Source organism: Enterobacter cloacae complex sp. HYC003_NIDB (genome assembly GCF_056673375.1).
Genome location: NZ_CP114220.1, coordinates 2,143,381 through 2,168,653 on the forward strand (window position 1 = coordinate 2,143,381; position 25,273 = coordinate 2,168,653).

General features: G+C 56.9%; 16 protein-coding genes and 2 tRNA genes. 11 read left to right on the top strand and 7 right to left on the bottom strand.

Annotated features, from left to right (window positions below; translation table 11 throughout):
- The 3 genes from nirB to O1722_RS10090 all read left to right on the top strand — a co-directional run bounded on the left by nirB (position 1) and on the right by O1722_RS10090 (position 8,054).
- Entirely contained in the window at positions 1-3,987 is a 3,987-nt protein-coding gene (gene nirB, locus O1722_RS10080; RefSeq protein ID WP_072209404.1) for a nitrite reductase large subunit NirB, read from the top strand.
- Positions 3,984-6,461, top strand: coding sequence for a nitrate reductase (locus O1722_RS10085; RefSeq protein WP_032669672.1), 2,478 nt, complete (start codon positions 3,984-3,986; stop codon positions 6,459-6,461). Before nirB ends, O1722_RS10085 begins: the two co-directional genes overlap by 4 nt.
- A 174-nt stretch (positions 6,462-6,635) precedes the next feature.
- Positions 6,636-8,054 (top strand): YchO/YchP family invasin, encoded by a 1,419-nt coding sequence (locus tag O1722_RS10090; RefSeq protein ID WP_033486843.1) that lies wholly within the window; start codon positions 6,636-6,638, stop codon positions 8,052-8,054.
- 1 nt (position 8,055) lies between these two features.
- Here the strand turns inward: O1722_RS10090 and narL are convergent, their stop codons facing one another.
- Positions 8,056-8,706 carry a two-component system response regulator NarL gene (gene narL, locus O1722_RS10095; RefSeq protein ID WP_479954567.1) on the bottom strand — a complete coding sequence of 217 codons (651 nt, stop codon included), beginning with the start codon at positions 8,704-8,706 and terminating at the stop codon, positions 8,056-8,058.
- Positions 8,699-10,495: a nitrate/nitrite two-component system sensor histidine kinase NarX gene (gene narX, locus O1722_RS10100; protein ID WP_033486844.1), complete on the bottom strand. Its 1,797-nt coding sequence runs from the start codon at positions 10,493-10,495 to the stop codon at positions 8,699-8,701. The genes narL and narX overlap by 8 nt, the downstream gene beginning before the upstream one ends.
- 309 nt (positions 10,496-10,804) lie before the next feature.
- On the opposite strand from narX, the gene O1722_RS10105 reads away from it, so the two are divergent.
- The 5 genes from O1722_RS10105 to narI all read left to right on the top strand — a co-directional run bounded on the left by O1722_RS10105 (position 10,805) and on the right by narI (position 19,243).
- On the top strand, positions 10,805-12,202 hold the full coding sequence (locus O1722_RS10105; RefSeq protein ID WP_017693303.1) for a NarK family nitrate/nitrite MFS transporter: 1,398 nt from the start codon (positions 10,805-10,807) through the stop codon (positions 12,200-12,202).
- A gap of 381 nt (positions 12,203-12,583) precedes the next feature.
- Complete coding sequence (locus tag O1722_RS10110) at positions 12,584-16,327, top strand: nitrate reductase subunit alpha (RefSeq protein ID WP_023300281.1); 3,744 nt, start codon at positions 12,584-12,586, stop codon at positions 16,325-16,327.
- A complete protein-coding gene (narH, locus tag O1722_RS10115) occupies positions 16,324-17,859 on the top strand; it encodes a nitrate reductase subunit beta (RefSeq protein ID WP_017384243.1) in 1,536 nt (511 codons plus the stop codon). Before O1722_RS10110 ends, narH begins: the two co-directional genes overlap by 4 nt.
- The gene (gene narJ, locus O1722_RS10120; RefSeq protein WP_022651366.1) at positions 17,856-18,566 is read left to right on the top strand and encodes a nitrate reductase molybdenum cofactor assembly chaperone; all 711 of its coding nucleotides are present in this window, start codon (positions 17,856-17,858) and stop codon (positions 18,564-18,566) included. The genes narH and narJ overlap by 4 nt, the downstream gene beginning before the upstream one ends.
- A complete protein-coding gene (gene narI, locus O1722_RS10125; protein ID WP_017384241.1) occupies positions 18,566-19,243 on the top strand; it encodes a respiratory nitrate reductase subunit gamma in 678 nt (225 codons plus the stop codon). Before narJ ends, narI begins: the two co-directional genes overlap by 1 nt.
- 225 nt (positions 19,244-19,468) lie before the next feature.
- Here the strand turns inward: narI and O1722_RS10130 are convergent.
- The 4 genes from O1722_RS10130 to O1722_RS10145 all read right to left on the bottom strand — a co-directional run bounded on the left by O1722_RS10130 (position 19,469) and on the right by O1722_RS10145 (position 21,178).
- Positions 19,469-19,553, bottom strand: a tRNA-Tyr gene (locus tag O1722_RS10130).
- A 34-nt stretch (positions 19,554-19,587) separates the two neighbouring features.
- Positions 19,588-19,672: transfer RNA gene (locus tag O1722_RS10135), tRNA-Tyr, on the bottom strand.
- Positions 19,673-19,829: 157 nt separating this feature from the next.
- Positions 19,830-20,672, bottom strand: coding sequence for a formyltetrahydrofolate deformylase (gene purU, locus O1722_RS10140; protein ID WP_003856715.1), 843 nt, complete (start codon positions 20,670-20,672; stop codon positions 19,830-19,832).
- Positions 20,673-20,713: 41 nt separating this feature from the next.
- Positions 20,714-21,178, bottom strand: coding sequence for a YchJ family protein (locus tag O1722_RS10145; protein ID WP_026094296.1), 465 nt, complete (start codon positions 21,176-21,178; stop codon positions 20,714-20,716).
- A gap of 113 nt (positions 21,179-21,291) precedes the next feature.
- Between O1722_RS10145 and rssA the strand changes: the two genes are divergently transcribed.
- The 3 genes from rssA (at position 21,292) to galU (ending at position 24,402) form a co-directional block, all read left to right on the top strand.
- Positions 21,292-22,194, top strand: coding sequence for a patatin-like phospholipase RssA (rssA, locus tag O1722_RS10150; RefSeq protein WP_032653830.1), 903 nt, complete (start codon positions 21,292-21,294; stop codon positions 22,192-22,194).
- An 89-nt stretch (positions 22,195-22,283) separates the two neighbouring features.
- Positions 22,284-23,297: a two-component system response regulator RssB gene (gene rssB, locus O1722_RS10155; protein ID WP_003856721.1), complete on the top strand. Its 1,014-nt coding sequence runs from the start codon at positions 22,284-22,286 to the stop codon at positions 23,295-23,297.
- A 199-nt stretch (positions 23,298-23,496) separates the two neighbouring features.
- Positions 23,497-24,402 carry a UTP--glucose-1-phosphate uridylyltransferase GalU gene (gene galU / locus O1722_RS10160; protein WP_003856723.1) on the top strand — a complete coding sequence of 302 codons (906 nt, stop codon included), beginning with the start codon at positions 23,497-23,499 and terminating at the stop codon, positions 24,400-24,402.
- 202 nt (positions 24,403-24,604) lie between these two features.
- On the opposite strand, the gene hns is transcribed toward galU, so the two are convergent.
- Positions 24,605-25,018 carry a histone-like nucleoid-structuring protein H-NS gene (gene hns, locus O1722_RS10165; RefSeq protein ID WP_003856724.1) on the bottom strand — a complete coding sequence of 138 codons (414 nt, stop codon included), beginning with the start codon at positions 25,016-25,018 and terminating at the stop codon, positions 24,605-24,607.
- Positions 25,019-25,273: the final 255 nt, after the last annotated feature.

A 25,273-nucleotide genomic window follows, 5' to 3' on the forward strand; every position in this document is an offset into this window, starting at 1 on the left:
ATGCGACTGGTCATTATCGGTAATGGTATGGCGGCAACCCGGCTGATTGCGTCGCTCACCGGGCGTGTTCCCGGTCGTTTCGCTGTCACCGTCATCGGTGACGAGCCTGAGCAGGCGTACAACCGCATCCAGCTTTCACCGGTGCTGGGTGGTGAAAAGCAGGCGGAGCACATCTGTCTGCACGATGAAGACTGGTACACGGCACGAGGCGTGACGGTGCTGCGAGGAGAAAAGGCGCTCGCAGTAGACGTCAACGCGCGTGAAGTGCATACCTCTGCTCGCACGCTGGGCTGGGATGCGCTGGTGTTTGCCACCGGGTCTACCCCTGTAGTGCCGCCGATCCCCGGCGGCGATGCACCGCATGTGTTCACCTTTCGCACCCTGGCAGAGACCCGCGCCATCCAGAATATCTCCGGGCCGGCGGTAGTGCTGGGCGGCGGCGTACTCGGCGTGGAGGCAGCGGCAGCGCTGGCGCGAAACGGTGACAACGTCACGATTATCCATCGCGGCACGTGGCTGATGGAACAGCAGCTGGATCAGCAGGCGGGACTGCTGCTTGACGAGGCGCTGGCGAAGCGGGGCGTACGCTGTGAACTCGCCTCCGGCATCACGGCCATCGCTGACGATGCCGTGACGTTGCTCGACGGACGCCGCATCGCCGCCACGCGCGTGGTGCTGGCTACGGGTGTACAGCCCAACGTCGCGCTGGCAAAAGCCAGCGGCATTCGCTGCGCGCGCGGCATCGTGGTGGATCAGCAGATGCAAACCTCCGTGCCGGATATCTACGCCATCGGCGAGTGCTGCGAAATTGACGGCCAGACGTTTGGCCTGGTCGCCCCCTGTCTGGCGCAGGCGGATATTCTTGCCGCGCGGCTGGCCGGGGAGGTCACCGCGCCGTTTACCCTGACCGACAACGGCGTGCGCCTTAAGGTGACCGGCGTGGCGCTGTTCAGCCTCGGACGCGCGACGGCGCAGGCGGACGATGTGGTCTGGAGTTCATGGGACCCGCTGACCCGTCACTATCGACGTTTACTGATCCATCAGGGGGCGCTGGCTGGCGTGCTGCTGATGGGTGACTGCCGCAGCGCGGCAACCTTTACCGATTTACTGGCAACGGCTGCGCCCGCCCACGCGGACTGGCTGTTCGATCGTTTCACAACGCAACCGCAGGTTGCAGGACAGAACGCTATGACAAAACCTACTCTGGTGGTGGTTGGGCACGGTATGGTCGGCCATCATTTCCTCGAAGACTGCGTTAACCGCAATTTGCATCAGCAATATCAGATTATTGTTTTTGGCGAAGAGCGCTATGCGGCCTATGACCGCGTGCATCTGTCGGAATATTTTGGCGGACGCAGCGCGGACTCGCTCTCGCTGGTGGCGGGGGCGTTCTTTGCCGATAACGGCATTGAGCTGCGCCTCTCGCAGCAGATCGTCGCTATCGATCGTGATGCACACGTAGTGCGTACCGCCAGTGGCCATGAGACTCACTGGGACAAGCTGGTGCTGGCGACCGGCTCGTACCCGTTCGTACCACCCGTTCCGGGCAACGATCTGCCGGGTTGTTTTGTCTACCGCACCCTCGACGATCTGGACAACATTGCGGCCCATGCGACAGGCTCTCGCCGCGGCGTGGTAATTGGCGGCGGCCTGCTGGGGCTGGAGGCGGCGAATGCGCTTAAGCAGCTCGGGCTGGAAACCCACGTGGTGGAGTTTGCGCCTAACCTGATGGCGGTGCAGCTCGACAGCGACGGCGCGGCAATGCTGCGTAAGAAAATTGAGGCGCTGGGCGTAGGGGTACACACCAGTAAATCGACGACGGAGATTGCCACCGCAGACGACGGGCTGGTGCTGCGCTTTGCCGATGGTGAACAGCTGGAAACGGACATGGTGGTCTTCTCTGCTGGTATTCGGCCGCAGGACGCGCTGGCGCGCAGCAGCGGGCTGGCTGTCGGCGAGCGCGGCGGGATCTGCATTGACGACGGCTGCCGGACCTCCGATCCGGATGTGCTTGCCATCGGTGAATGCGCGCTGTGGGAGGGGAAAATCTTTGGCCTGGTGGCACCGGGCTACCAGATGGCGCGCGTGGCCGCCGCTGTGCTGGCGGGTGAGGAGAAGCGCTTCACCGGCGCAGATATGAGTACCAAACTCAAGTTGCTGGGCGTGGATGTGGCGTCGTTAGGCGATGCCCACGGGCGCACGCCGGGCGCGCTGAGCTACCAGTGGACGCACGGGCCGCAGCAAATCTACAAAAAGATTGTGGTCAGCCACGACAGCAAAACCCTGCTGGGTGGCGTGCTGGTGGGCGATGCCAGCGAATACGCCACGCTGGTGCAGATGATGCTCAACGGCATCAGCCTGCCAAAAGAGCCGGAAACGCTGATCTTACCCGTATCGTCAGGCAGCGCGCCGAAAGCGCTGGGCGTGGCGGCGCTGCCGGAAAGCGCGCAGATCTGTTCGTGTCATAACGTCAGCAAAGGGGATATCTGCCAGGCGGTAAGCGCGGGTGCGACGGATATCGGCGCCATTAAGCAGTGCACCAAAGCCGCGACCGGCTGCGGAGGCTGTAGCGCGCTGGTGAAGCAGGTGATGGAGTTCCAGCTTGCAGCGCAGGGCGTGGAGGTGAAAAAGGATATCTGCGAACACTTCCCGTACTCGCGTCAGGAGATTTACCACCTGGTGCGCGTCAACCATATCCGCACCTTCGACCAGCTTATCAGCCGCTACGGTCAGGGGCACGGGTGCGAGATCTGTAAGCCGCTGGTGGGATCGGTATTGGCTTCCTGCTGGAACGAGTATCTGCTGAAACCGGCGCATCTGCCGTTGCAGGACACCAACGACCGCTATTTCGCCAATATTCAGAAGGACGGAACCTACTCCATCGTCCCGCGGATGCCTGCGGGTGAAGTGACCGCCGACGGGCTGATCGCCATCGGCCAGATCGCGAAACGCTATAGACTTTACAGCAAAATTACCGGCGGGCAGCGTATTGACCTGTTTGGCGCCACGCTCGAACAGTTGCCGGAAATCTGGCAGGCGCTGGTAGAGGCCGGGTTTGAGACCGGACATGCTTACGGGAAATCCCTGCGCACGGTGAAATCATGCGTCGGGTCGACCTGGTGCCGCTACGGCGTGCAGGATTCCACCGGCCTCGCGGTCAGGCTGGAGCACCGCTACAAGGGGCTGCGCGCGCCGCACAAAATCAAAATGGCGGTCTCCGGCTGTACCCGTGAGTGCGCAGAGGCGCAGAGCAAAGACGTAGGGGTGATTGCCACGGACAAAGGCTGGAACCTCTATCTGTGCGGCAACGGCGGGATGAAGCCGCGCCACGCGGATCTCTTCGCCAGCGATCTGGACGACGAAACGCTGATCCGCACCGTTGACCGTTTCCTGATGTTCTACATTCGCACGGCAGATCGTCTGCAACGCACCAGTACCTGGATGGATAACCTGGAAGGCGGCCTCGACTATCTACGCGAGGTGATCCTCAACGACAGCCTGGGGATCGCCCACGAGCTGGAGCAGGAGATGGCCCGGGTGGTGGAGACCTACCAGTGCGAATGGCAAACCACCCTTAACGATCCTGACCGCCTGGCGCTGTTCCGCACCGCGGTAAACGTCCCCGCCGCGGAGGGGAACAAGCGCTGGCAGGAAATTTGTAATATCGACGAGATCCCGGAGCAGGCGGGTATTGGCGCGCATCTTGGGCGCAAACCGATTGCGCTGTTCCGCTTTGGCAAAACCGTTTATGCCCTCGACGATCGGGAGCCGGGCAGCCGCGCGAACGTGCTTTCACGCGGCATCCTCGGCGATGCGGCGGGGGAACCGGTGGTGATCTCGCCGCTCTACAAGCAACGTATTCGTCTGCGCGACGGGTGTCAGGCTGAGAGCGGGGCGCCTGCGGTGCGTGCCTGGCCGGTAAAAATCGAAAACGGCAAGGTGTGGGTTGGAAATGAAGAGCTGGTGATGCGCGCGGAGGCTTCATGACGGAAACCCGGACAACGTGCCCTTACTGCGGGGTGGGCTGCGGCGTGGTCGCCAGCGCAGACGGTGAAAAGGTCAGCATTCGGGGGGATGAAACTCATCCGGCGAATTTCGGTCGTCTGTGCGTAAAAGGATCTGCCCTTGGGGAAACCACGGGGCTACAGGGACGCCTGCTGCGCCCGGTTGTCGATGGCCGGGAGGTGGCATGGCCGCAGGCGCTGGGCGAAGCGGGCGAGCGGCTGCGGAACATCATCAACGAATGGGGGCCGCAGGCGGTGGCGTTTTATGCCTCCGGCCAGCTGTTGACCGAGGATTACTATGCCGCCAACAAGCTGATGAAAGGCTTTATCGGGGCGGCGAACATTGATACCAACTCGCGGCTGTGCATGTCATCGGCGGTGGTGGGCTACAAACGCGCCTTCGGTGAAGACGTGGTGCCGTGCAGCTACGAGGACGTGGAAAACAGCGATCTGGTGGTACTCGTTGGCTCGAACGCGGCCTGGACGCATCCGGTGCTGTATCAGCGGCTGGTGCAGGCAAAACACAACAATCCGCAGATGAAAGTGGTCGTGATCGATCCGCGTAAAACCGCCACCTGCGATATCGCCGATCTCCACCTCGCGCTCAGACCCGGCAGTGACGCCGGGCTGTTTGTGGGGTTGCTCAATCTGATTCAGGGGCGCGGCGAGTGGCCGATCCCTCGCGTGGCGGCGTTTTGCGATCTGCCTTCAGACGAGATTGGCACCTTCTACGACTGGTTTGTCACCGCGCCACGCGCGATCACGCTCTACACCATGGGGATCAACCAGTCCTCCAGCGGCAGCGACAAGTGCAACGCCATCATTAACGTGCATCTTGCCAGCGGGAAGTTCAACCGTCCTGGCTGCGGCCCGTTTTCGCTGACCGGACAGCCAAATGCCATGGGCGGGCGGGAAGTGGGGGGACTGGCGAACCAGCTGGCGGCGCACATGAACTTCGAGCCGGACGATCTCTCGCGCGTGGCGCGTTTCTGGGGAACGGAACAGCTGGCGCAGACCCCGGGCCTGATGGCGGTGGAACTGTTTGACGCTATTGCCCGCGGCGAGGTGAAGGCGGTGTGGATCATGGGCACCAACCCTGCCGTGTCACTTCCCGACAGCCACGCGGTGTGCCAGGCGCTGGCGGCCTGCCCGCTGGTCATGGTATCTGAGGTGATGCAGGAGACGGACACCAGCCGGTTTGCCCATATCCGTTTTCCCGCCCTGGGCTGGGGCGAGAAAAACGGCACGGTGACCAATTCAGAACGCCGTATCTCCCGCCAGCGCGCCTTTCTGCCTGCGCCGGGCGAGGCCAGACCGGACTGGTGGATCATCGCCCGGATCGCAGACCAGCTCGGTTATGGCGATGCCTTCGCCTGGGAACACCCTCAGGAGATATTTTGTGAACATGCGGCGCTAACGGCGTTTGAAAATAACGGCGAACGGGCGCTAAACCTGCGCGAACTGGCGTCGCTGTCACGAGAGGCGTGGGACGAGCTGGCGCCGTATCAGTGGCATGCCGGTGATTTCCCGCAAAGAACGCTTGTTCCGGTTGACCCCTCCCCGCATGGGGCAGGCGTCGACGAATTGTACCCCTTGATACTGAATACCGGGCGGATCCGCGATCAGTGGCACACCATGACGCGCACGGGGTATGTTCCGCGTCTGATGCAGCATATCGATGAGCCTTTTGTTGAGATGAACGCAACCGATGCGGCGCGCGCCGGGCTGACTGACGGCCAGCTGGCGCGGGTAAGCTCCCCGCGCGGAGTGATGGTTGCCAGAGTACGTATCTCCACCGCGCAGCGTGCAGGCGAGCTGTTTGCGCCGATGCACTGGAACGCGCAATTTGCCCGGCAGGGTAAGGTCAATGCGCTGGTGGAAGGGCGGGTTGATGCCGGGTCCGGCCAGCCGGAGAGTAAACAAACCGCGGTGAGGATCCTGCCCTGGCTACCGGCCTGGCAGGGTGAACTGTATGCCCGCGAGCTGCCAGCGCTGCCGCCGTCGGTCTGCTGGTGGCGTAAAGCCTCACGTCTGACGGTGGCGGGGGAGCAGCCGTTGCTGTCGTGGATCATGGCGTACGCCAGCGGTCGGGGCTGGCAGTTACAGGTGGCACAGACGGGAGAACGCAGCAGCGTGCTCGCCTGGCATCACGGTGAGCTGATGCTGGGCTACTGGGAGGGCCATACGCTGCCGGCGCTGGCGCATGCGTTTATTGAAGAAGCCTTTGCTGCTGCGCCCGTCCAACTTGCTGAACGCCATGCGCTGCTGCACGGGCAACGGCCGGACGAAGATGCCGATCCCGGGCGAATTATCTGTAGCTGCTTCAGCGTGGGTGAAAATACGATACGTAAGGCAATAGCCGGAGGCTGTGATTCTGCCCCAGCGCTGGGCGTGAAGCTGCGCTGCGGCACGAACTGTGGTTCCTGCGTGCCGGAGCTGAAAGCGCTGTTGGGATAATAGTGTAAGGGCGTCGGGTGGCGGCTTCGCACCGGTACGAATTTGTAGGTCGGGTAAGGCGAAGACGCCACCCGACAAATCTTTTCAGGATATTCCTGAAATTTCTCTTAAGACTGGTTTTCAGGACTTATGGCGTTAACATAATAAGTGTTTGTTCATAAACACAGGTTCTGATTGACGACGTTGAAGGCTGTATCGTCCCGCATCCGTTTTTTGCTGTTACTCCCCCTTTTTACGGCTGGAGCCGTTCATGGTGCGCCGAAATCCTTCGTGCAGCAGGCGCAAAATCCGTTTGATCACAACGGCGATAGTCTGCCGGATCTCGGCATGGCGCAACCGACCAGCGAAGGCGAAAAGCATCTGGCTGAAATGGCTAAGGCCTTCGGTGAAGCCAGTATGACCGATAACGGCCTGACGGCCGGGCAGCAGGCGCGACAGTTCGCGTTTGGCAAGGTGCGGGATGCCGTGAGCGGGGAAGTCAACGAGCAGATTGAATCCTGGCTTTCACCCTGGGGAAACGCCAACGTCAATGTGCTGGTGGATGACGACGGCAACTTTAACGGCAGCAGCGGAAGCTGGTTTATCCCCTGGAACGACAACACCCGCTATCTGAGCTGGAGCCAGCTTGGGCTGACGCAGCAGACAGACGGGCTGGTGAGTAACGTCGGGGCTGGTCAGCGCTGGGTTGCCGGAAACTGGCTGCTGGGCTACAACACTTTTTACGACAACCTGCTGGAAGACAACCTGCAACGTGCCGGGCTGGGCGCAGAGGCGTGGGGTGAAAACCTGCGCCTGTCGGCCAATTACTACCAGCCGTTCGCTGGCTGGCAGCCGCGTTCCGACATCCGCGAGCAGCGCATGGCGCGCGGGTACGACGTAACGGCCAAAGCCTGGCTTCCCTGGTTTCACCACCTGAACACCAGCGTCAGCTTTGAACAGTATTTTGGCGATAACGTCGATCTGTTTAACAGCGGTACGGGGTATCACAACCCGGTTGCGGTCAACCTGGGGCTGAACTATACCCCCGTACCGCTGGTCACCCTGACGGCTGCCCATAAGCAGGGGGAGAGCGGCGTTAGCCAGAATAACCTCGGGCTGAAGCTCAACTATCGTTTTGGCGTGCCGCTGGCGAAACAGCTTTCCGCCGGGGAAGTGGCGGCGACGCGCTCGCTGCGGGGGAGCCGCTATGATTCACCCGATCGCGATAATCTGCCCGTGATGGAATTCCGTCAGCGCAAAACCCTCTCGGTATATCTGGCCACGCCGCCGTGGGATCTTAAGCCAGGCGAAACGGTGATGCTGAAGCTGCAAATTCGCAGCACGCACGGTATCCGGCAGATCCACTGGCTGGGTGATACCCAGGCGCTCAGCCTGACCTCACCGGCAAACGGCAACAGCAGCGATGGCTGGAGTGTGATCATGCCTGTATGGGATGATTCAGAAGGGGCGAAAAACGCATGGCGGCTTACGGCCGTGGTGGAAGATAAGGATGGGCAGCGTGTCTCCTCCAATGAGATCACGCTTTCCGTGGTGCAACCGCTCGTCGCAATGCCTGCCGACGATCCACGGTGGAAGTTGCTGCCGGATGAGTAAGTTAAAAAATGCGCTCCTGATGCACCCAGACGGCGGCTTCGACGCGGGATTTTAACTTCATTTTTTTCAGCATGTGTTTGACATGCACTTTGACCGTGCTCTCGGTGATGTCCAGACGGCGGGCGATCATTTTGTTCGGCAGCCCCTGGGCAATCAGCTTCAGAATGTCACGCTCACGCGGGGTCAACTGGCTGACGTCACGATCAGACGTGGCGCGGTTCGCACGCAGGCTGGCGGCCAGTACCGGCGTTAACGCTTCACTCAGCATCATCTCGCCTGCGGCAGCCTGTTGCAGCGCCTTGAGCAGATCTTCCGGCTCCATATCTTTCAGCAGATAGCCGTCTGCCCCTCGCTTGAGGGCGGTGACCACGTCTTCTTCATGGTTTGAGGCGCTGAAGACCACCACCCGGCCAGAGAGGGATTTCTCCCGCAGCTTGTCGAGGGTTTCCAGGCCATTCATGCCCGGCATGTTGAGATCGAGCAAGATCAAATCAGGATCGAGCGATTCGGCAAGTTCAATACCCTGTTCGCCGTTACTGGCTTCCCCGACGACGGTGATATCTGGCGCCATGCTGACAAGCTGTTTAACGCCAGTGCGCAGCATCGGATGATCGTCAATCAACAGGATAGATGCCGGTTCCTGATTAGTCATGGTTTTCTCCTTGAGCAGTTATGAGGGGCTTTTCGGGTATAAAGGTGACCACAACTTCGGTGCCACCTGACTCTCCCCGGCGAACCTGGCAATCACCGCGCAGGCTTTGCGCGCGGTCTCGCATGATAATTAAACCATAATGGTTCGTTCGTTCGGCATTTTCCGGCACGCCGCGGCCGTTATCCTGAACCCTGAGCTTCACCTGATTATCCTGGCAGCTGACGGTGACCGTGACGGCCGTCGCCTCGGCATGCTTGAGCACGTTGCTCAGGGCTTCACGGGCAATTTGCAGCAAATGGATCGCCTGGTGAGAGGGAACAAAACGCGGTGGCAACTGGTAATCCAGTTTCACCGGGAAGCCCAGCCGGGCACTAAACTCCTGACAGCTGGACTCCAGCGCAGGGCGCAGCCCCGGCTCGGTGAGCTGCAAACGGAAGGTGGTCAGCAGCTCGCGAAGCTGAACCCACGAGGTGTTAAGCTCGTTGCGGATCTGGCTGAGCAGCTGTTTGCTGCTCTCGGGCATGCCTTCGTCCTGCATTTGCAGGCAGCTCACCTGCATCTTCATGCAGGAGAGGGACTGGGCGATGGAGTCGTGCAGCTCGCGGGCGATGGTGGCACGCTCCTCCATCACGATCAGCTGCTGCTGTTTCTCCTGGTGGCGGTCGAGCGCCAGCGTGGCCGTGAGCTGCTCAACAAGCGTATCGACCAGCTGCTGCTGGTCGTGGCTCAGGTGACGTCCGGCGGGCAGGGTGGCCAGCAAAATACCGTACTGGGTATGGCTGTCCATCAGCCGCCACTTGAGGGTCGTGCCGCTGGTGGTAAGTGGCGGCAAGCCGCGCGGGCACAGATGACACCCTTTATCGTCGCAGGAGATGTCCGACTGACAGGTAAATTCCTGATGGTTTTCCTCATCCTCAACGTCGTAAACCCGAAGCTCAAGATCGCGGAGCAGAGTCAGATTTTGCAGGCCGTTCAGTACCGGCGAGAGACGTTCGCAAAGCGGGACCTGCATATGCAGGCGACGGTTCGCCTGCCAGAGGAAAGAGAGGATCTCGTTTTTCTGCTCAAGCCCGGCGGTTTTCTCCTGGACGCGTTGTTCCAGTACCGCGTAGCTTTCTGATAGCTCTGCCGACATGGTGTTGAGCGCCTCGCCGAGCATCGCCATTTCGTTGCGCCCGCTGATGTGCGTGCGCTGGGTAAAATCGCGCTGTGTGACGGCGCGGGCCATCGCCAGGAGCTGTTTCCAGGGATTAAGCAACCGCGCGCGTAGCCAGATAACCGTGAAAATCAGCAGCAAACCCATAAACAGCGCCATTGCGCGGTGAACCATCACCACACGGTCAATGCGTAACTCTGTGGTGCGATCGAATGAGGAGACAAGATGATCGATGCGTGACACAAACCCGGCGACGTCCCGGGCGACCGTTTCCCGGTCTTCCGCCCGTTTTAACCCAGGCTCCAGCTGGGTATGCCAGTAGCCCTGAAGCGCCTTAAGCTGAGATTGCTGACCGTCACGGATGGCGGCTCTTTCCAGTTCAGGGCTGAATGCGGTACGCTCCATTTCGTCGATAAGCGGTTGGTCAGCCTGCGTCAGCGGCACCGACGCCAGCAGCCGGTAACTCTGCATACGTAGCGAGCCTGCCTCGTTGATGGCATGCGCGTTACCCTGTACACCCTGTACCAGCCAGCCAGAAATAGCCATGCCGGTCACACCGATAGCGGTGGACAGCAGAACAATAAGCGCCAGCTGGTTAACCAGCGTCAGCGGAGATAAACATCTTTTTAACATAGAGTTGCCGGGCTCCTGACGTGACCTGATTGCAGGAATGGCGCTATTCTGGTGCATACCCTGGAGTATACCCATACCAATAAAGGATTACCTCTAAATTGCCAGAGGGGTAACGGTTAGTGGGTGGACGAAGCAGGGATGCGTCAGCACCGTGAAAAACCACACCTTTTTTACGTTTTGCATCTACTCATTAAGAGTGATGGCTTTTTTTTCGCCGCAAAACCTCCCACTTTTCCTTTGATTTATATCAACTTACCGCCGCTCTAAAGCCCTAATGTTTGCAGCATCATTCGAGAATCAGAGGTGTCTATGAGTCACTCTTCCGCTCCCGAAAGGGAAACTGGTGCCGTTATTACAGACTGGCGTCCAGAGGATCCGGCGTTCTGGCAACAGCGCGGCCATCGTGTAGCAAGTCGTAATCTGTGGATTTCCGTTCCATGTCTGTTACTGGCGTTTTGCGTCTGGATGTTGTTTAGTGCGGTTGCGGTTAACCTTCCAAAAGTGGGCTTTACCTTTACCACCGATCAGCTGTTTATGTTGACCGCGTTGCCGTCGCTTTCAGGCGCACTGCTGCGCGTTCCTTACGCGTTTATGGTGCCGGTCTTTGGTGGTCGTCGCTGGACGGCTTTCAGTACCGGGATCATGATCGTACCGTGCGTGTGGCTCGGTTTTGCGGTGCAGGATACCTCCACACCGTTTAGCGTATTCGTGATTATCTCTCTGCTGTGCGGTTTTGCGGGGGCGAACTTTGCGTCCAGTATGGCAAACATCAGCTTCTTCTTCCCGAAAGCGAAGCAGGGTGGTGCGCTGGGCATTAACGGCGGCCTCGGTAATATGGGCGTGAGCGTGATGCAGCTGATTGCCCCGCTGGCGATCTCTGTCTCCATCTTTGCGGCCTTTGGCGGCGGCGGTGTGACGCAGCCCGACGGTTCCGTGCTGTTCCTGCAAAACGCCTCCTGGATTTGGGTACCGTTCCTGGTGGTCTTTACCCTGGCGGCGTGGTTCTTCATGAACGATCTGTCCGCGTCCAAAGCGTCACTGAGCGAGCAGCTGCCGGTGCTGAAGCGTGGCCACCTGTGGGTGATGGCGCTGCTGTATCTGGCGACCTTCGGCTCGTTCATCGGTTTCTCCGCAGGCTTTGCCATGCTGTCTAAAACCCAGTTCCCGGACGTGCAGATCCTTCAGTTTGCCTTCTTCGGTCCGTTTATCGGCGCGCTGGCACGTTCGCTGGGCGGGATGATCTCCGACCGTCTGGGGGGAACGCGCGTTACGCTGGTGAACTTTGTTGTGATGGCCATCTTCTGTGCGCTGCTGTTCCTGACGCTGCCTGCGGGTGGTGAGGGGGGTAACTTCTTTGCCTTCTTCGGCGTATTCATGGTGCTGTTCCTGACCGCCGGGCTGGGCAGTGCGTCTACTTTCCAGATGATCTCTGTCATCTTTCGCAAGCTGACCATGGACCGCGTGAAAGCGCAGGGCGGGAGCGATGAGCAGGCAATGCGTGAAGCCGCCACCGATACCGCTGCGGCGCTTGGGTTTATCTCTGCGATTGGCGCGATTGGCGGCTTCTTTATTCCAAAAGCGTTCGGTATCTCACTGGATCTGACCGGCTCTCCGGCGGGTGCGATGAAAATATTCCTCGTCTTCTATATCGCCTGCGTGGTCATCACCTGGCTGGTATATGGCCGTAATACCAAGAAAAACAAGTAAGCTTGATTATCCGTTTGCGCGGCCTGAGTGCCGCGCTTTTTTTAATCGCTAAATAGTTACAACATACTAATAGCTTTTCCTGTGGTCATACGCAGGTAACGCTGTGATCGCCATCGCTTTACAGGTGTTTCTACCCCTTAATACCTAAGATGTTAAATTTTGCCTCGCTTATTGTACGATAAATAAAATATATCTATATAAATCATAAGGTTAAAAAATATTAACGGCTACCGCTTTGGTGGTATTTGATCTAATACCCCCCCTCAGAGTCCCCCTTCGTCTTGATCGTTATCAATTCTCACCATCTTTCATAGCGTTACCTTCGCTGCAAATCAGCAATGTCGATTTAGAGAGCCACAGGCTCCACACAGGAGATACCCGATGAGCAAATTTTTGGACCGGTTTCGCTACTTCAAACAGAAGGGTGAAACTTTTGCCGATGGGCACGGCCAGGTTCTGGATACCAACCGGGACTGGGAAGACGGTTACCGTCAACGCTGGCAGCATGACAAAGTTGTCCGTTCTACCCACGGCGTAAACTGCACTGGCTCATGTAGCTGGAAGATTTTCGTTAAAAACGGTCTGGTGACCTGGGAAATGCAGCAGACCGATTATCCGCGTACCCGTCCGGATATGCCGAACCACGAGCCGCGCGGCTGCCCGCGTGGGGCCAGCTACTCCTGGTATCTCTACAGCGCCAACCGTCTGAAATACCCGCTGATGCGTAAACGCCTGATGAAAATGTGGCGTGAAGCGAAAGTGCAGCACAGCGATCCGGTTGATGCCTGGGCCTCCATCATTGAAGATGCCGACAAAGCGAAAAGCTTCAAGCAGGCGCGTGGTCGCGGTGGTTTCGTTCGCTCTTCCTGGAAAGAGGTGAACGAGCTGATTGCGGCTTCCAACGTCTACACCGTGAAAACCTACGGTCCTGACCGTGTGGCAGGCTTCTCGCCAATCCCGGCGATGTCGATGGTCTCTTACGCCTCCGGCGCGCGCTACCTGTCACTCATCGGTGGTACCTGCCTGAGCTTCTACGACTGGTACTGCGACCTGCCGCCAGCGTCACCACAGACCTGGGGTGAGCAGACCGACGTGCCGGAGTCCGCCGACTGGTATAACTCCAGCTACATCATCGCCTGGGGCTCTAACGTTCCGCAGACCCGTACCCCGGATGCGCACTTCTTTACCGAAGTACGTTACAAAGGGACCAAAACCGTCGCCGTGACCCCGGACTACGCCGAAATCGCCAAACTGTGCGACCTGTGGCTGGCGCCGAAACAGGGTACCGATGCCGCAATGGCGCTGGCGATGGGCCACGTCATGCTGCGTGAATTCCACCTCGACAAGCCAAGCCAGTATTTCACCGATTACGTGCGTCGCTACACCGACATGCCAATGCTGGTGATGCTCGAAGAGCGTGACGGCTATTACGCCGCAGGCCGTATGCTGCGTGCCGCGGATCTGGTGGACGCGCTGGGTCAGGAAAACAACCCGGAGTGGAAAACGGTCGCCTGCAACAGCAACGGCGAGCTGGTGGCGCCAAACGGTTCTATCGGCTTCCGCTGGGGCGAAAAAGGCAAATGGAACCTGGAGCAGCGTAACGGCACCACGGGTGAAGAGACGGAGCTGCGTCTCAGCATGCTGGGCAGCCAGGATGAGATCGCCGATGTCGGCTTCCCGTACTTTGGTGGTGAAGGTTCCGAGCACTTCAACAAGGTTGAGTTGCAAAACGTTCTGATGCACAAGCTGCCGGTGAAGCGCCTGCAACTGGCGGACGGTTCTACTGCTCTGGTCACTACCGTCTACGATCTGACCATGGCGAACTACGGCCTGGAGCGCGGCCTGAACGACGAAAACTGCGCGACCAGCTATGATGACGTGAAGGCTTATACCCCAGCCTGGGCGGAGCAGATCACCGGTGTGCCACGCGCCCAGATCACCCGTATCGCCCGCGAATTTGCGGAAAACGCCGACAAAACCCACGGTCGCTCCATGATCATCGTCGGTGCCGGTCTGAACCACTGGTATCACCTCGATATGAACTATCGCGGCCTGATCAACATGCTGATCTTCTGCGGCTGCGTCGGGCAGAGCGGCGGTGGCTGGGCGCACTACGTGGGCCAGGAAAAACTGCGTCCGCAGACCGGCTGGCAACCGCTGGCGTTTGCCCTTGACTGGCAGCGTCCGGCTCGTCACATGAACAGCACCTCCTACTTCTATAACCACTCCAGCCAGTGGCGCTACGAGACGGTTACCGCCCAGGAACTGCTGTCGCCGATGGCGGATAAATCCCGCTACAGCGGCCACCTGATTGACTTCAACGTCCGCGCTGAGCGTATGGGCTGGCTGCCGTCTGCGCCGCAGCTGGGTACGAACCCGCTGCGTATTGCGGAAGCGGCGAAGAAAGCGGGCATGTCACCGGTGGACTACACCGTTAAATCCCTCAAAGACGGCTCAATCCGCTTCGCGGCAGAACAGCCGGAGAACGGTAAAAACCATCCGCGTAACCTGTTCATCTGGCGCTCTAACCTGCTGGGTTCGTCCGGTAAAGGTCACGAGTACATGCTGAAATACCTGCTCGGTACCGAAAACGGTATTCAGGGTAAAGATCTCGGCAAGCAGGGCGGCGTGAAGCCGGAAGAAGTGGAGTGGAAAGACAACGGTCTCGACGGCAAGTTGGATCTGGTGGTGACGCTGGACTTCCGTCTGTCCAGTACCTGCCTGTACTCCGACATCGTGCTACCTACTGCCACCTGGTACGAAAAAGACGACATGAATACGTCGGATATGCATCCGTTTATTCATCCGCTGTCGGCGGCCGTTGACCCGGCGTGGGAATCAAAAAGCGACTGGGAAATTTACAAAGACATCGCGAAGAAATTCTCTGAAGTCTGTGTAGGGCACCTGGGCAAAGAGACCGACGTGGTGACGCTGCCAATCCAGCATGACTCCGCTGCCGAACTGGCGCAGCCGCTGGACGTGAAGGACTGGAAAAAAGGCGAGTGCGACCTGATCCCGGGCGTAACCGCGCCGCACATTATTCCGGTTGAACGTGATTACCCGGCAACCTACGAGCGCTTTACCTCTATCGGCCCGCTGATGGAGAAGATCGGTAACGGCGGTAAAGGCATCGCCTGGAACACCCAGAGCGAAATGGACCTGCTGCGCAAGCTCAATTACACCAAAGCAGACGGCCCGGCGAAAGGCCAGCCGATGCTGAACACGGCAATTGATGCGGCAGAGATGATCCTGACCCTGGCCCCGGAAACCAACGGCCACGTGGCGGTGAAAGCCTGGGCGGCCCTGAGCGAGTTTACCGGTCGTGATCACACGCACCTGGCGAAGAATAAAGAGGAAGAGAAAATCCGCTTCCGCGATATTCAGGCCCAGCCGCGCAAGATTATCTCCAGCCCGACCTGGTCTGGCCTCGAAGATGAACATGTGTCCTATAACGCCGGATACACCAACGTTCACGAGCTGATCCCATGGCGCACGCTTTCTGGCCGTCAGTCTCTGTATCAGGATCACCAGTGGATGCGTGACTTCGGTGAAAGCCTGCTGGTTTACCGTCCGCCAATCGACACCCGCTCCGTGAAAGCGGTGATGGGCGCGAAATCGAACGGTAACCCTGAGAAGGCGTTGAACTTCCTGACGCCGCACCAGAAGTGGGGTATCCACTCCACCTACAGCGACAACCTGCTGATGCTGACCCTGTCGCGCGGGGGGCCAATCGTCTGGATGAGCGAAGCGGACGCCAAAGATCTGGGTATCGAAGATAACGACTGGATCGAAGTGTTCAACAGCAACGGCGCCCTGACGGCACGTGCGGTGGTGAGCCAGCGTGTACCGGCCGGGATGACCATGATGTACCACGCGCAGGAACGTATCGTTAACCTGCCGGGGTCTGAGATCACCGAGCAGCGCGGCGGTATTCACAACTCCGTGACCCGTATTACGCCGAAGCCGACCCACATGATCGGTGGTTATGCCCAGCTGGCCTACGGCTTTAACTACTACGGCACCGTAGGATCGAACCGCGATGAGTTCGTGGTGGTACGTAAGATGAAGAATATTAACTGGTTAGATGGCGAAGGTAATGACCAGGTACAGGAGAGCGTAAAATGAAAATTCGTTCACAAGTCGGCATGGTGCTGAATCTGGATAAATGCATCGGCTGTCATACCTGCTCAGTCACCTGTAAAAACGTCTGGACCAGCCGTGAAGGTATGGAGTACGCCTGGTTCAACAACGTGGAAAGTAAGCCGGGCACCGGCTTCCCGACCGACTGGGAAAACCAGGAGAAGTGGAAGGGCGGCTGGATCCGTAAAATCAACGGCAAACTGCAACCGCGCATGGGTAACCGTGCCATGTTGCTGGGAAAAATCTTCGCTAACCCGCATCTGCCGGGCATTGATGATTACTACGAGCCGTTTGATTACGACTACCAGAACCTGCACAACGCGCCGGAAAGCAAACACCAGCCGATCGCCCGTCCTCGCTCGCTGATCACCGGCCAGCGCATGGACAAAATTACCAGCGGTCCAAACTGGGAAGAGATTCTGGGCGGCGAGTTCGAAAAACGCGCCAAAGACCAGAACTTCGAGAACATGCAGAAGGCGATGTACGGCCAGTTCGAAAACACCTTCATGATGTACCTGCCGCGCCTGTGCGAACACTGCCTTAACCCGGCGTGCGTGGCGACCTGCCCAAGCGGCGCCATCTACAAGCGTGAAGAAGATGGCATTGTGCTGATCGACCAGGACAAGTGCCGCGGCTGGCGTATGTGCATCACCGGCTGCCCGTACAAAAAAATCTACTTCAACTGGAAGAGCGGTAAGTCTGAGAAGTGCATCTTCTGCTACCCGCGTATCGAAGCCGGTATGCCGACAGTCTGCTCAGAAAGCTGCGTAGGTCGTATCCGCTACCTCGGCGTGCTGCTGTACGACGCGGACGCGATTGAAAATGCCGCAAGCACCGAGAACGAGAAAGATCTGTATCAGCGTCAGCTGGACGTCTTCCTCGATCCAAACGATCCGAAGGTTATTGAGCAGGCGCTGAAAGACGGTATTCCGCAGAGCGTGATTGACGCCGCACAGCAGTCCCCGGTGTACAAAATGGCGATGGACTGGAAGCTGGCCCTGCCGCTGCACCCGGAATACCGCACGCTGCCGATGGTCTGGTACGTGCCGCCGCTGTCTCCGATTCAGTCTGCGGCGGACGCGGGTGAACTGGGCAGCAACGGCATTCTGCCGGACGTGGAAAGCCTGCGTATCCCGGTTCAGTATCTGGCCAACCTGCTCACCGCAGGGGATACCCAGCCGGTACTGCTGGCGCTGAAACGTATGCTGGCGATGCGTCACTTCAAACGTGCGGAAACCGTTGACGGCGTTAACGATACCCGCGCGCTGGAGGAGGTCGGCCTGACCGAGGCGCAGGCGCAGGAGATGTACCGCTATCTGGCAATCGCTAACTACGAAGATCGTTTCGTGGTGCCGAGCAGCCACCGTGAACTGGCTCGCGAGGCCTTCCCGGAGAAAAGTGGGTGTGGCTTTACCTTTGGCGACGGTTGCCACGGGTCAGACAGCAAATTCAACCTGTTCAACAGCCGCCGCATTGACGCGATGGATGTGACCAGCAAAACGGAGCCGCACCAATGATTGAACTCGTCATTGTTTCGCGTCTGCTCGAGTACCCTGATGCTGCGCTTGTGCAGCATCAACAGGAACTCTTTGATGCACTCGCGTCATCTGAAAACCTGGATAAAGAGGATGCCCAGAAGCTGGGCGTTTTCCTCCGCGATCTGCTGGCACGCGATCTTCTTGATGCGCAGGCGGACTACAGCCAGCTGTTTGACCGGGGCCGTGCCACGTCTCTGCTGCTGTTCGAACACGTTCACGGTGAATCCCGCGACCGTGGTCAGGCGATGGTGGATCTGATGGCCCAGTACGAGCAGCACGGTTTGCAACTCGACAGCCGCGAGCTGCCGGATCACCTGCCGCTGTATCTGGAATATCTGGCACAGTTGCCGAAAGAGGAAGCGCTGGGCGGGTTGCAGGACATTGCTCCCATTCTGGCGTTGCTCGGCGCGCGTCTCCAGCAACGTGAGAGCAGCTATGCAGTCCTGTTCGATCTGCTGGTGAAACTGGCTAACGCCTCGGTTGACAGTCAAAAAGTGGCGGAAAAAATTGCGGATGAAGCCCGTGACGATACCCCACAAGCACTGGATGCCGTCTGGGAAGAAGAGCAGGTGAAATTCTTTGCTGACCAGAGCTGTGGCGAATCTGAAATCTCCGCGCATCAGCGTCGTTTTGCCGGAGCGGTGGCTCCGCAATATTTGAATATCTCTAACGGAGGACAGCACTAATGCACTTCCTGAATATGTTCTTCTTTGACATTTACCCGTATATCGCGGGCACCGTGTTCCTGGTGGGAAGCTGGCTGCGTTATGACTATGGCCAGTACACCTGGCGTGCTGCCTCCAGCCAGATGCTGGATCGTAAAGGGATGAACCTGGCGTCAAACCTGTTCCACATCGGGATTTTGGGAATTTTCGCCGGCCACTTCCTGGGGATGCTGACCCCGCACTGGATGTACGAAGCGTGGCTGCCGATTGACGTGAAGCAGAAGATGGCGATGATTGCCGGCGGCGCCTGTGGCGTGATGACCCTGGTGGGTGGTCTGCTGCTGCTGAAACGACGTCTGTTCAGCCCACGCGTGCGGGCTACCACGACCGGAGCGGACATCCTGATCCTCTCCCTGCTGATGGTGCAGTGTGCGCTTGGTCTGCTGACCATTCCATTCTCTGCGCAGCATATGGACGGCAGCGAGATGATGAAGCTGGTTGGATGGGCGCAGTCTGTCGTGACCTTCCGCGGGGGCGCTTCTGAGCATCTGGACGGCGTGGCGTTTATCTTCCGCGTTCACCTGGTGCTGGGTATGACCCTGTTTGTGCTGTTCCCGTTCTCTCGCCTGGTGCACATCTGGAGTGCGCCGGTGGAGTACCTGACGCGTAAATATCAGGTTGTGCGTGCTCGTCGCTGATTCGCTGTATTAATACAACCCCGCATTTGCGGGGTTTTTTTTGTCCCCGATCCAGGGGGGCGTGCGGATGCCGGGTGGCGGCTGCGCCTTACCCGGCCTACAGACCCTATTCGTAGCCCCGGTAAGCGAAGCGCCACCGGGGAAAACAGGCAGGGAAGGATTACTCCCGGCATCGAGAAATATGGAGCATTGTGCTTGAGTGAGTGCTTAAGAATCTGGAAGTGATGGTGGTGGGGGAAGGATTCGAACCTTCGAAGTCGATGACGGCAGATTTACAGTCTGCTCCCTTTGGCCGCTCGGGAACCCCACCAGGGGTAATTCATATTTTGAGGTAAAGCTGGAGATGGTGGTGGGGGAAGGATTCGAACCTTCGAAGTCGATGACGGCAGATTTACAGTCTGCTCCCTTTGGCCGCTCGGGAACCCCACCACGGGGTAATACTTTTAACTGGCCTGCTTCCTGTTGGAAGCGGGGCGCATCATATCAAATGAGACGCCCCTGTAAAGCATTCCTTTAGGAAAATGAAGCTGTTTGCCTGCTTTTTATCCGTAAAGGCGTAAAGCTAATCAATTCATTTTCCGAGGGATTAAAGAATAATCGTTCTGTTGCCGTACACAAAGACGCGCTGAGCAAGTACCTGATACAGCGCACGGCTCAGTACGTTCTTCTCAACGTCACGGCCAGCACGCATCATATCTTCTGCCGTATAGGTGTGATCCACGTGGATCACGTCCTGCATGATGATTGGACCTTCGTCCAGATTGTCATTCACGTAGTGCGCGGTTGCGCCAATGATCTTCACCCCACGCTCGTATGCCTGGTGATAAGGACGCGCGCCAATAAAGGCTGGCAAGAAGGAGTGGTGGATGTTGATAATTTTGTTCGGGAAGCGTGCCACAAAGGATGGCGTCAGCACGCGCATATATTTCGCCAGCACCACGTAGTCCGGGTTATGCGCTTCAATCGCAGCTGCCATCAGGTTGTCGTGCTCTTCACGGGTATGGCCTTCGTGACTGACCAGTTCAAACGGAATGTCGAAACGTTCTACCAGCGTACGCAGCGTTTCGTGGTTGCCAATGACGGCGGCAATTTCTACGTCCAGGCCACCGTAGTTGGCTTTCATCAGCAGATCGCCCAGGCAGTGCGCCTCTTTGGTGACCAGAATGACAATGCGGCGACGGCCCGCCGGGTTCAGCTCGCGCACCGAGCCTTCCGGCAGGGCGCTGTCCAGATCGGCAAGCAGGGTTGTGTCGTTGAAAATGCCTTCCAGTTCGGTACGCATAAAGAAGCGACCGGTACGGTGGTCAACGAACTCGTTGTTCTGCACGATATTCAGTTCATGCTTGTAGCAAATGTTGGTAATTCGTGCGATCAGCCCTTTTTGATCGGGACAGATAGTGCGCAGAACTTTACGTTGTAATGATTGCATCGCCGGGAAATCCTGTTTATGTATTTGCGAAGTCTGAGTTGTCAGGCATTACTGCCGCAACACTTTTTAAATTTTTTTCCTGAACCACAGGGGCAGGGATCGTTACGACCGAATTGCGGACGTGTGCCGTCAATATAATACCATTGCCCGCTGTCCTTTAAGAACCGTGAGCGCTCAATGATGGCGCCGGGTTTGTTTTGTTCGCTAAAGCGGGCGACAAAACTGACATAGCCCTCGTTGGCATCGCGGCCGGGAGCGGCTTCAAAGACGGTGAGGCCCAGCCAGACGGTGTTGGCAAATCCGGCTTCAATCTCTTGGCGAAAATCGGCAGCATGGCAGGACGGATGCCAGGTTTTAATCAGGTAGTCTGCGTTTTTGATCACAAAAGCAGTATACCGCGAGCGCATAAGGTGTGACGGCTCTGGTGCAACCTGCTCGCCAGAAAGATATCGCTGGCAACATAGGCTATACTCCAGAGCGCTACCACAGGGGCAGAGTTGAGACACGATTCTCTTCCTGGAACAAAAAATAAGGCGTTAAACGCTTAAGGTAGCAATATGTTAACTGAGCAGGTGCGTTGACGCTATGTCGGGAATCCAGGGGAAGTAAAACAGGGCTAATGAGAAAGGTAAAAATTGGACTGGCGTTGGGCTCAGGTGCAGCCCGGGGTTGGTCACATATTGGCGTTATCAATACCTTAAACCAGATGGGGATTGACGTTGATATTGTCGCAGGATGTTCTATCGGGTCGCTGGTCGGATCCGCGTACGCCTGCGGTAAGCTCCCGGAGCTTGAAAGCTGGGTGCGCTCCTTCAGATACTGGGATGTGCTGCGCCTGATGGATCTCTCCTGGCAGCGTGGCGGCCTGCTGCGCGGCGAACGCGTGTTCAATCAGTTTCGTAAGATAATGCCCCTCGCTGACTTCAGCCACTGCCAAATGCCTTTCGGTGCCGTTGCAACCAACCTCAGTACGGGCAGGGAGTTATGGCTCACTGAAGGGGATATTCATCTCGCCGTTCGCGCATCCTGTAGCATGCCGGGGTTAATGGCGCCTGTGCCTCACAACGGCTACTGGCTCGTTGATGGGGGCGTAGTGAATCCTGTACCCATCTCTCTGACCCGCGCCATGGGGGCGGATATCGTTATTGCCGTGGATTTACAGCACGACGCACACCTTATGCAGCAAGATTTGATGCCGGTTAATCTTCAGAGCGATGACGCGGAAGAAGAGAAACTTGCCTGGCATGCGCGATTACGCGGCAGAATAGGGCGCCTGACCGCCCGTCGCGCGGTGACCGCGCCGAACGCCATTGAAATCATGACGACCTCTATTCAAATCCTTGAGAATCGCCTGAAGCGAAACCGTATGGCTGGCGATCCTCCGGATATTCTTATTCAACCCTATTGTCCACAAATCTCTACCCTTGATTTCCACCGGGCTGAGGCCGCCATAGCAGCGGGCTCGTTAGCCGTCGAAAAGAAAATAGATGAACTGTTGCCTTTTGTGCGTACAGCACGTTGAGCACTTTTTTGATTACTTCAGCAAAATCTGAAAGGCGATAGTACCAATAGCATGCCACTATTGAGTAACTGTCAGCCAGGGGAGGAACCATGACACAGCCATTGGCCGGAAAACATATTTTGATAGTTGAAGACGAGCCCGTTTTCCGATCGCTACTGGATTCGTGGTTATCCTCACTGGGTGCAACCACGTCCCTTGCCGAAGATGGCGTCGAGGCACTGGAAAAAATGGCCAGCATGGCGCCTGATCTGATGATCTGCGACCTTGAGATGCCGCGCATGGACGGATTAATGCTGGTGGAAAACCTGCGTAATGAAGGTTATCAGACACCGATACTGGTGATCTCGGCCACCGAAAATATGGCGGATATTGCTAAGGCGTTGCGTTTAGGTGTGCAGGATATTCTGCTCAAACCGGTTAAAGATTTGAACCGTCTGCGTGAAACGGTGTTGGCCTGCCTGTATCCCAATATGTTTAATTCCCGGGTGGAAGAAGAAGAACGTCTTTTCCAGGACTGGGATGCTTTAGTCAGTAATCCGCTCGCGGCCGCGAAGCTGCTTCAGGAACTTCAGCCGCCGGTTCAGCAAAATATCTCTCATTGCAGAGTAAATTATCGCCAGCTGGTAGCGGCTGACCAGCCTGGGCTGGTGCTGGATATTGCGCCGTTATCAGATTCTGACCTCGCTTTTTATTGCCTGGATGTTACCCGGGCGGGAGATAACGGCGTTCTGGCGGCCTTATTACTCCGTGCGCTGTTTAATGGATTGCTACAGGAACAATTATCCCATCAGGGGCAACGACTTCCTGAGTTAGGCAGTTTACTAAAACAGGTCAACCAACTTTTTCGCCAGGCCAATTTGCCGGGGCAGTTCCCGCTTCTGGTTGGCTATTATCACAGCGGGTTGAATAACCTTATTCTGGTCTCTGCGGGTTTAAATGCCACACTGAATACTGGCGAACACCATATTCAGGTGAGTAACGGCGTGCCGTTGGGTACGCTGGGAAATACTTACCTTAATCAAATTAGCCATCGCTGCACCTCCTGGCAGTGCCAAATTTGGGGTGCCGGAGGGCGGTTACGCTTAATGTTGTCCACGGAGTAAGCAGTCAGATTTTATTTTTCAGATTGCTTTACCTGTGTTTTTGCTGGCAGTGCTACTATCGCTGCAAGTTTCATGCGTATTTGTCTTAATTGATCGGCAACGCGTTCTTTTCAGACCCGTATTAGTGGCTGAGACTGTATACTCAACGCGTTATTCAATGCATAAAAGTTCAAAACTTGAACAGTTCAGGAGAATTTCAATGGCTGCCCTTAATTCGAAAGTCAGAAAGGCCGTTATCCCGGTGGCGGGATTGGGTACCAGGATGTTGCCAGCGACGAAGGCAATCCCAAAAGAGATGCTGCCTCTGGTTGATAAGCCATTAATCCAGTATGTCGTGAATGAATGTATTGCAGCAGGTATCACCGAAATTGTGCTGGTGACGCATTCATCTAAAAACTCCATCGAAAACCATTTCGATACCAGTTTCGAACTCGAAGCAATGCTGGAAAAACGCGTTAAGCGCCAGCTGCTGGAGGAAGTGCAGTCTATTTGCCCTCCACATGTTACCATTATGCAGGTTCGTCAGGGCCTGGCTAAAGGCCTGGGGCACGCAGTATTGTGTGCACACCCGGTAGTGGGTGATGAGCCGGTCGCGGTTATTCTGCCTGACGTGATTCTTGATGAGTACGAGTCCGATCTTTCCCAGGAAAACCTGGCGGAAATGATTAAACGCTTCGACGAAACCGGCAGCAGCCAGATTATGGTTGAGCCAGTCGACGACGTAACCGCTTACGGCGTGGTTGACTGCAAAGGCGTTGACCTGCAACCTGGCGAAAGCGTACCGATGGTTGGCGTTGTTGAAAAACCTAAAGCGGACGTCGCGCCGTCTAACCTTGCTGTCGTTGGTCGTTACGTACTGAGTGCTGAAATTTGGGCTCTGCTGGCGAAAACGCCTCCGGGTGCGGGCGATGAAATCCAGCTGACGGATGCTATCGATATGCTGATCGAGAAAGAGACCGTGGAAGCCTACCATATGAAAGGTAAGAGCCATGACTGCGGGAATAAGCTCGGTTATATGCAGGCATTCGTCGAATATGGTATTCGCCATAACAGCCTGGGTGAAGAATTTAAAGCCTGGCTCAAAGGTAGCGTGGGTATTAAGTAATAAACTCACAGCCCAGTGAACAAGACCGGTGGAGCGATGCCCACCGGTTTTTTTATGCCTGTCGCTCCGTAATTGGCGGGGGATTGTCAAGGACGTTAAATAGGGAGCCTCACAATATGACAGAATGTAAGGAGATGTTCGGGCGAATATTACAGGCATAAAAAATCCCGCATTAAGCGGGATTTTTCAGAATCTTTCCAGATTAATCCTTGATCAGGAAGTCATCCAGTTGTTTACCTTGTTCGTCCATTGCTTTCTTGATTACAGCAGGAGTACGGCCCTGGCCGGTCCAGGTTTTCTCTTCGCCGTTCTCATCGATGTAGCTATATTTAGCAGGACGTGCCGCGCGTTTTGCTTTGGTACCGGTTTTAGCCGCAGCCATGCTGTTCAGCAATTCGTTTGGATCGATACCATCGGCAATCAGCATTTCACGATACTGTTGCAGTTTACGTGTACGTTCTTCGATTTCAGCCGCAGCAGCGCTTTCTTCTTCACGACGTTCGTTAACTACAACTTCTAATTTTTCGAGCATTTCTTCAAGCGTCTCAAGGGTACATTCTCTTGCCTGCGCACGAAGAGTACGGATGTTGTTCAGAATTTTAAGTGCTTCGCTCATTGTAGTAATCTCAAACTTATAATGGGGGTGGGTTTGTTGTCCTAATAATAGAGCCTTAATTTCACTTGTGCAATAGGTGGGAATGTAAGGAATTCAAAAAATACAAAATAAACGACGCTATTATTAATTACGCTAACTTAAATTTCATTGTTTGTTGGGTCTGTGAGATATCGTTTCAAACGGCAAAAGCGCGTCATTTGCGTGTATGTTTTGTGACTTTTACCTCAGGAATTATAGTTGCGATTGATAAATATC

Bases quoted from the DNA above. Each gene is read 5' to 3' on its own strand.
- nirB (WP_072209404.1), top strand. From the start codon at position 1: ATGCGACTGGTCATTATCGGTAATGGTATGGCGGCAACCCGGCTGATT.
- O1722_RS10085 (WP_032669672.1), top strand. From the start codon at position 3,984: ATGACGGAAACCCGGACAACGTGCCCTTACTGCGGGGTGGGCTGCGGC.
- narL (WP_479954567.1), bottom strand. From the start codon at position 8,706: ATGACTAATCAGGAACCGGCATCTATCCTGTTGATTGACGATCATCCG.
- narX (WP_033486844.1), bottom strand. From the start codon at position 10,495: ATGTTAAAAAGATGTTTATCTCCGCTGACGCTGGTTAACCAGCTGGCG.
- O1722_RS10105 (WP_017693303.1), top strand. From the start codon at position 10,805: ATGAGTCACTCTTCCGCTCCCGAAAGGGAAACTGGTGCCGTTATTACA.
- O1722_RS10110 (WP_023300281.1), top strand. From the start codon at position 12,584: ATGAGCAAATTTTTGGACCGGTTTCGCTACTTCAAACAGAAGGGTGAA.
- narH (WP_017384243.1), top strand. From the start codon at position 16,324: ATGAAAATTCGTTCACAAGTCGGCATGGTGCTGAATCTGGATAAATGC.
- narJ (WP_022651366.1), top strand. From the start codon at position 17,856: ATGATTGAACTCGTCATTGTTTCGCGTCTGCTCGAGTACCCTGATGCT.
- narI (WP_017384241.1), top strand. From the start codon at position 18,566: ATGCACTTCCTGAATATGTTCTTCTTTGACATTTACCCGTATATCGCG.
- purU (WP_003856715.1), bottom strand. From the start codon at position 20,672: ATGCAATCATTACAACGTAAAGTTCTGCGCACTATCTGTCCCGATCAA.
- rssA (WP_032653830.1), top strand. From the start codon at position 21,292: ATGAGAAAGGTAAAAATTGGACTGGCGTTGGGCTCAGGTGCAGCCCGG.
- rssB (WP_003856721.1), top strand. From the start codon at position 22,284: ATGACACAGCCATTGGCCGGAAAACATATTTTGATAGTTGAAGACGAG.
- galU (WP_003856723.1), top strand. From the start codon at position 23,497: ATGGCTGCCCTTAATTCGAAAGTCAGAAAGGCCGTTATCCCGGTGGCG.
- hns (WP_003856724.1), bottom strand. From the start codon at position 25,018: ATGAGCGAAGCACTTAAAATTCTGAACAACATCCGTACTCTTCGTGCG.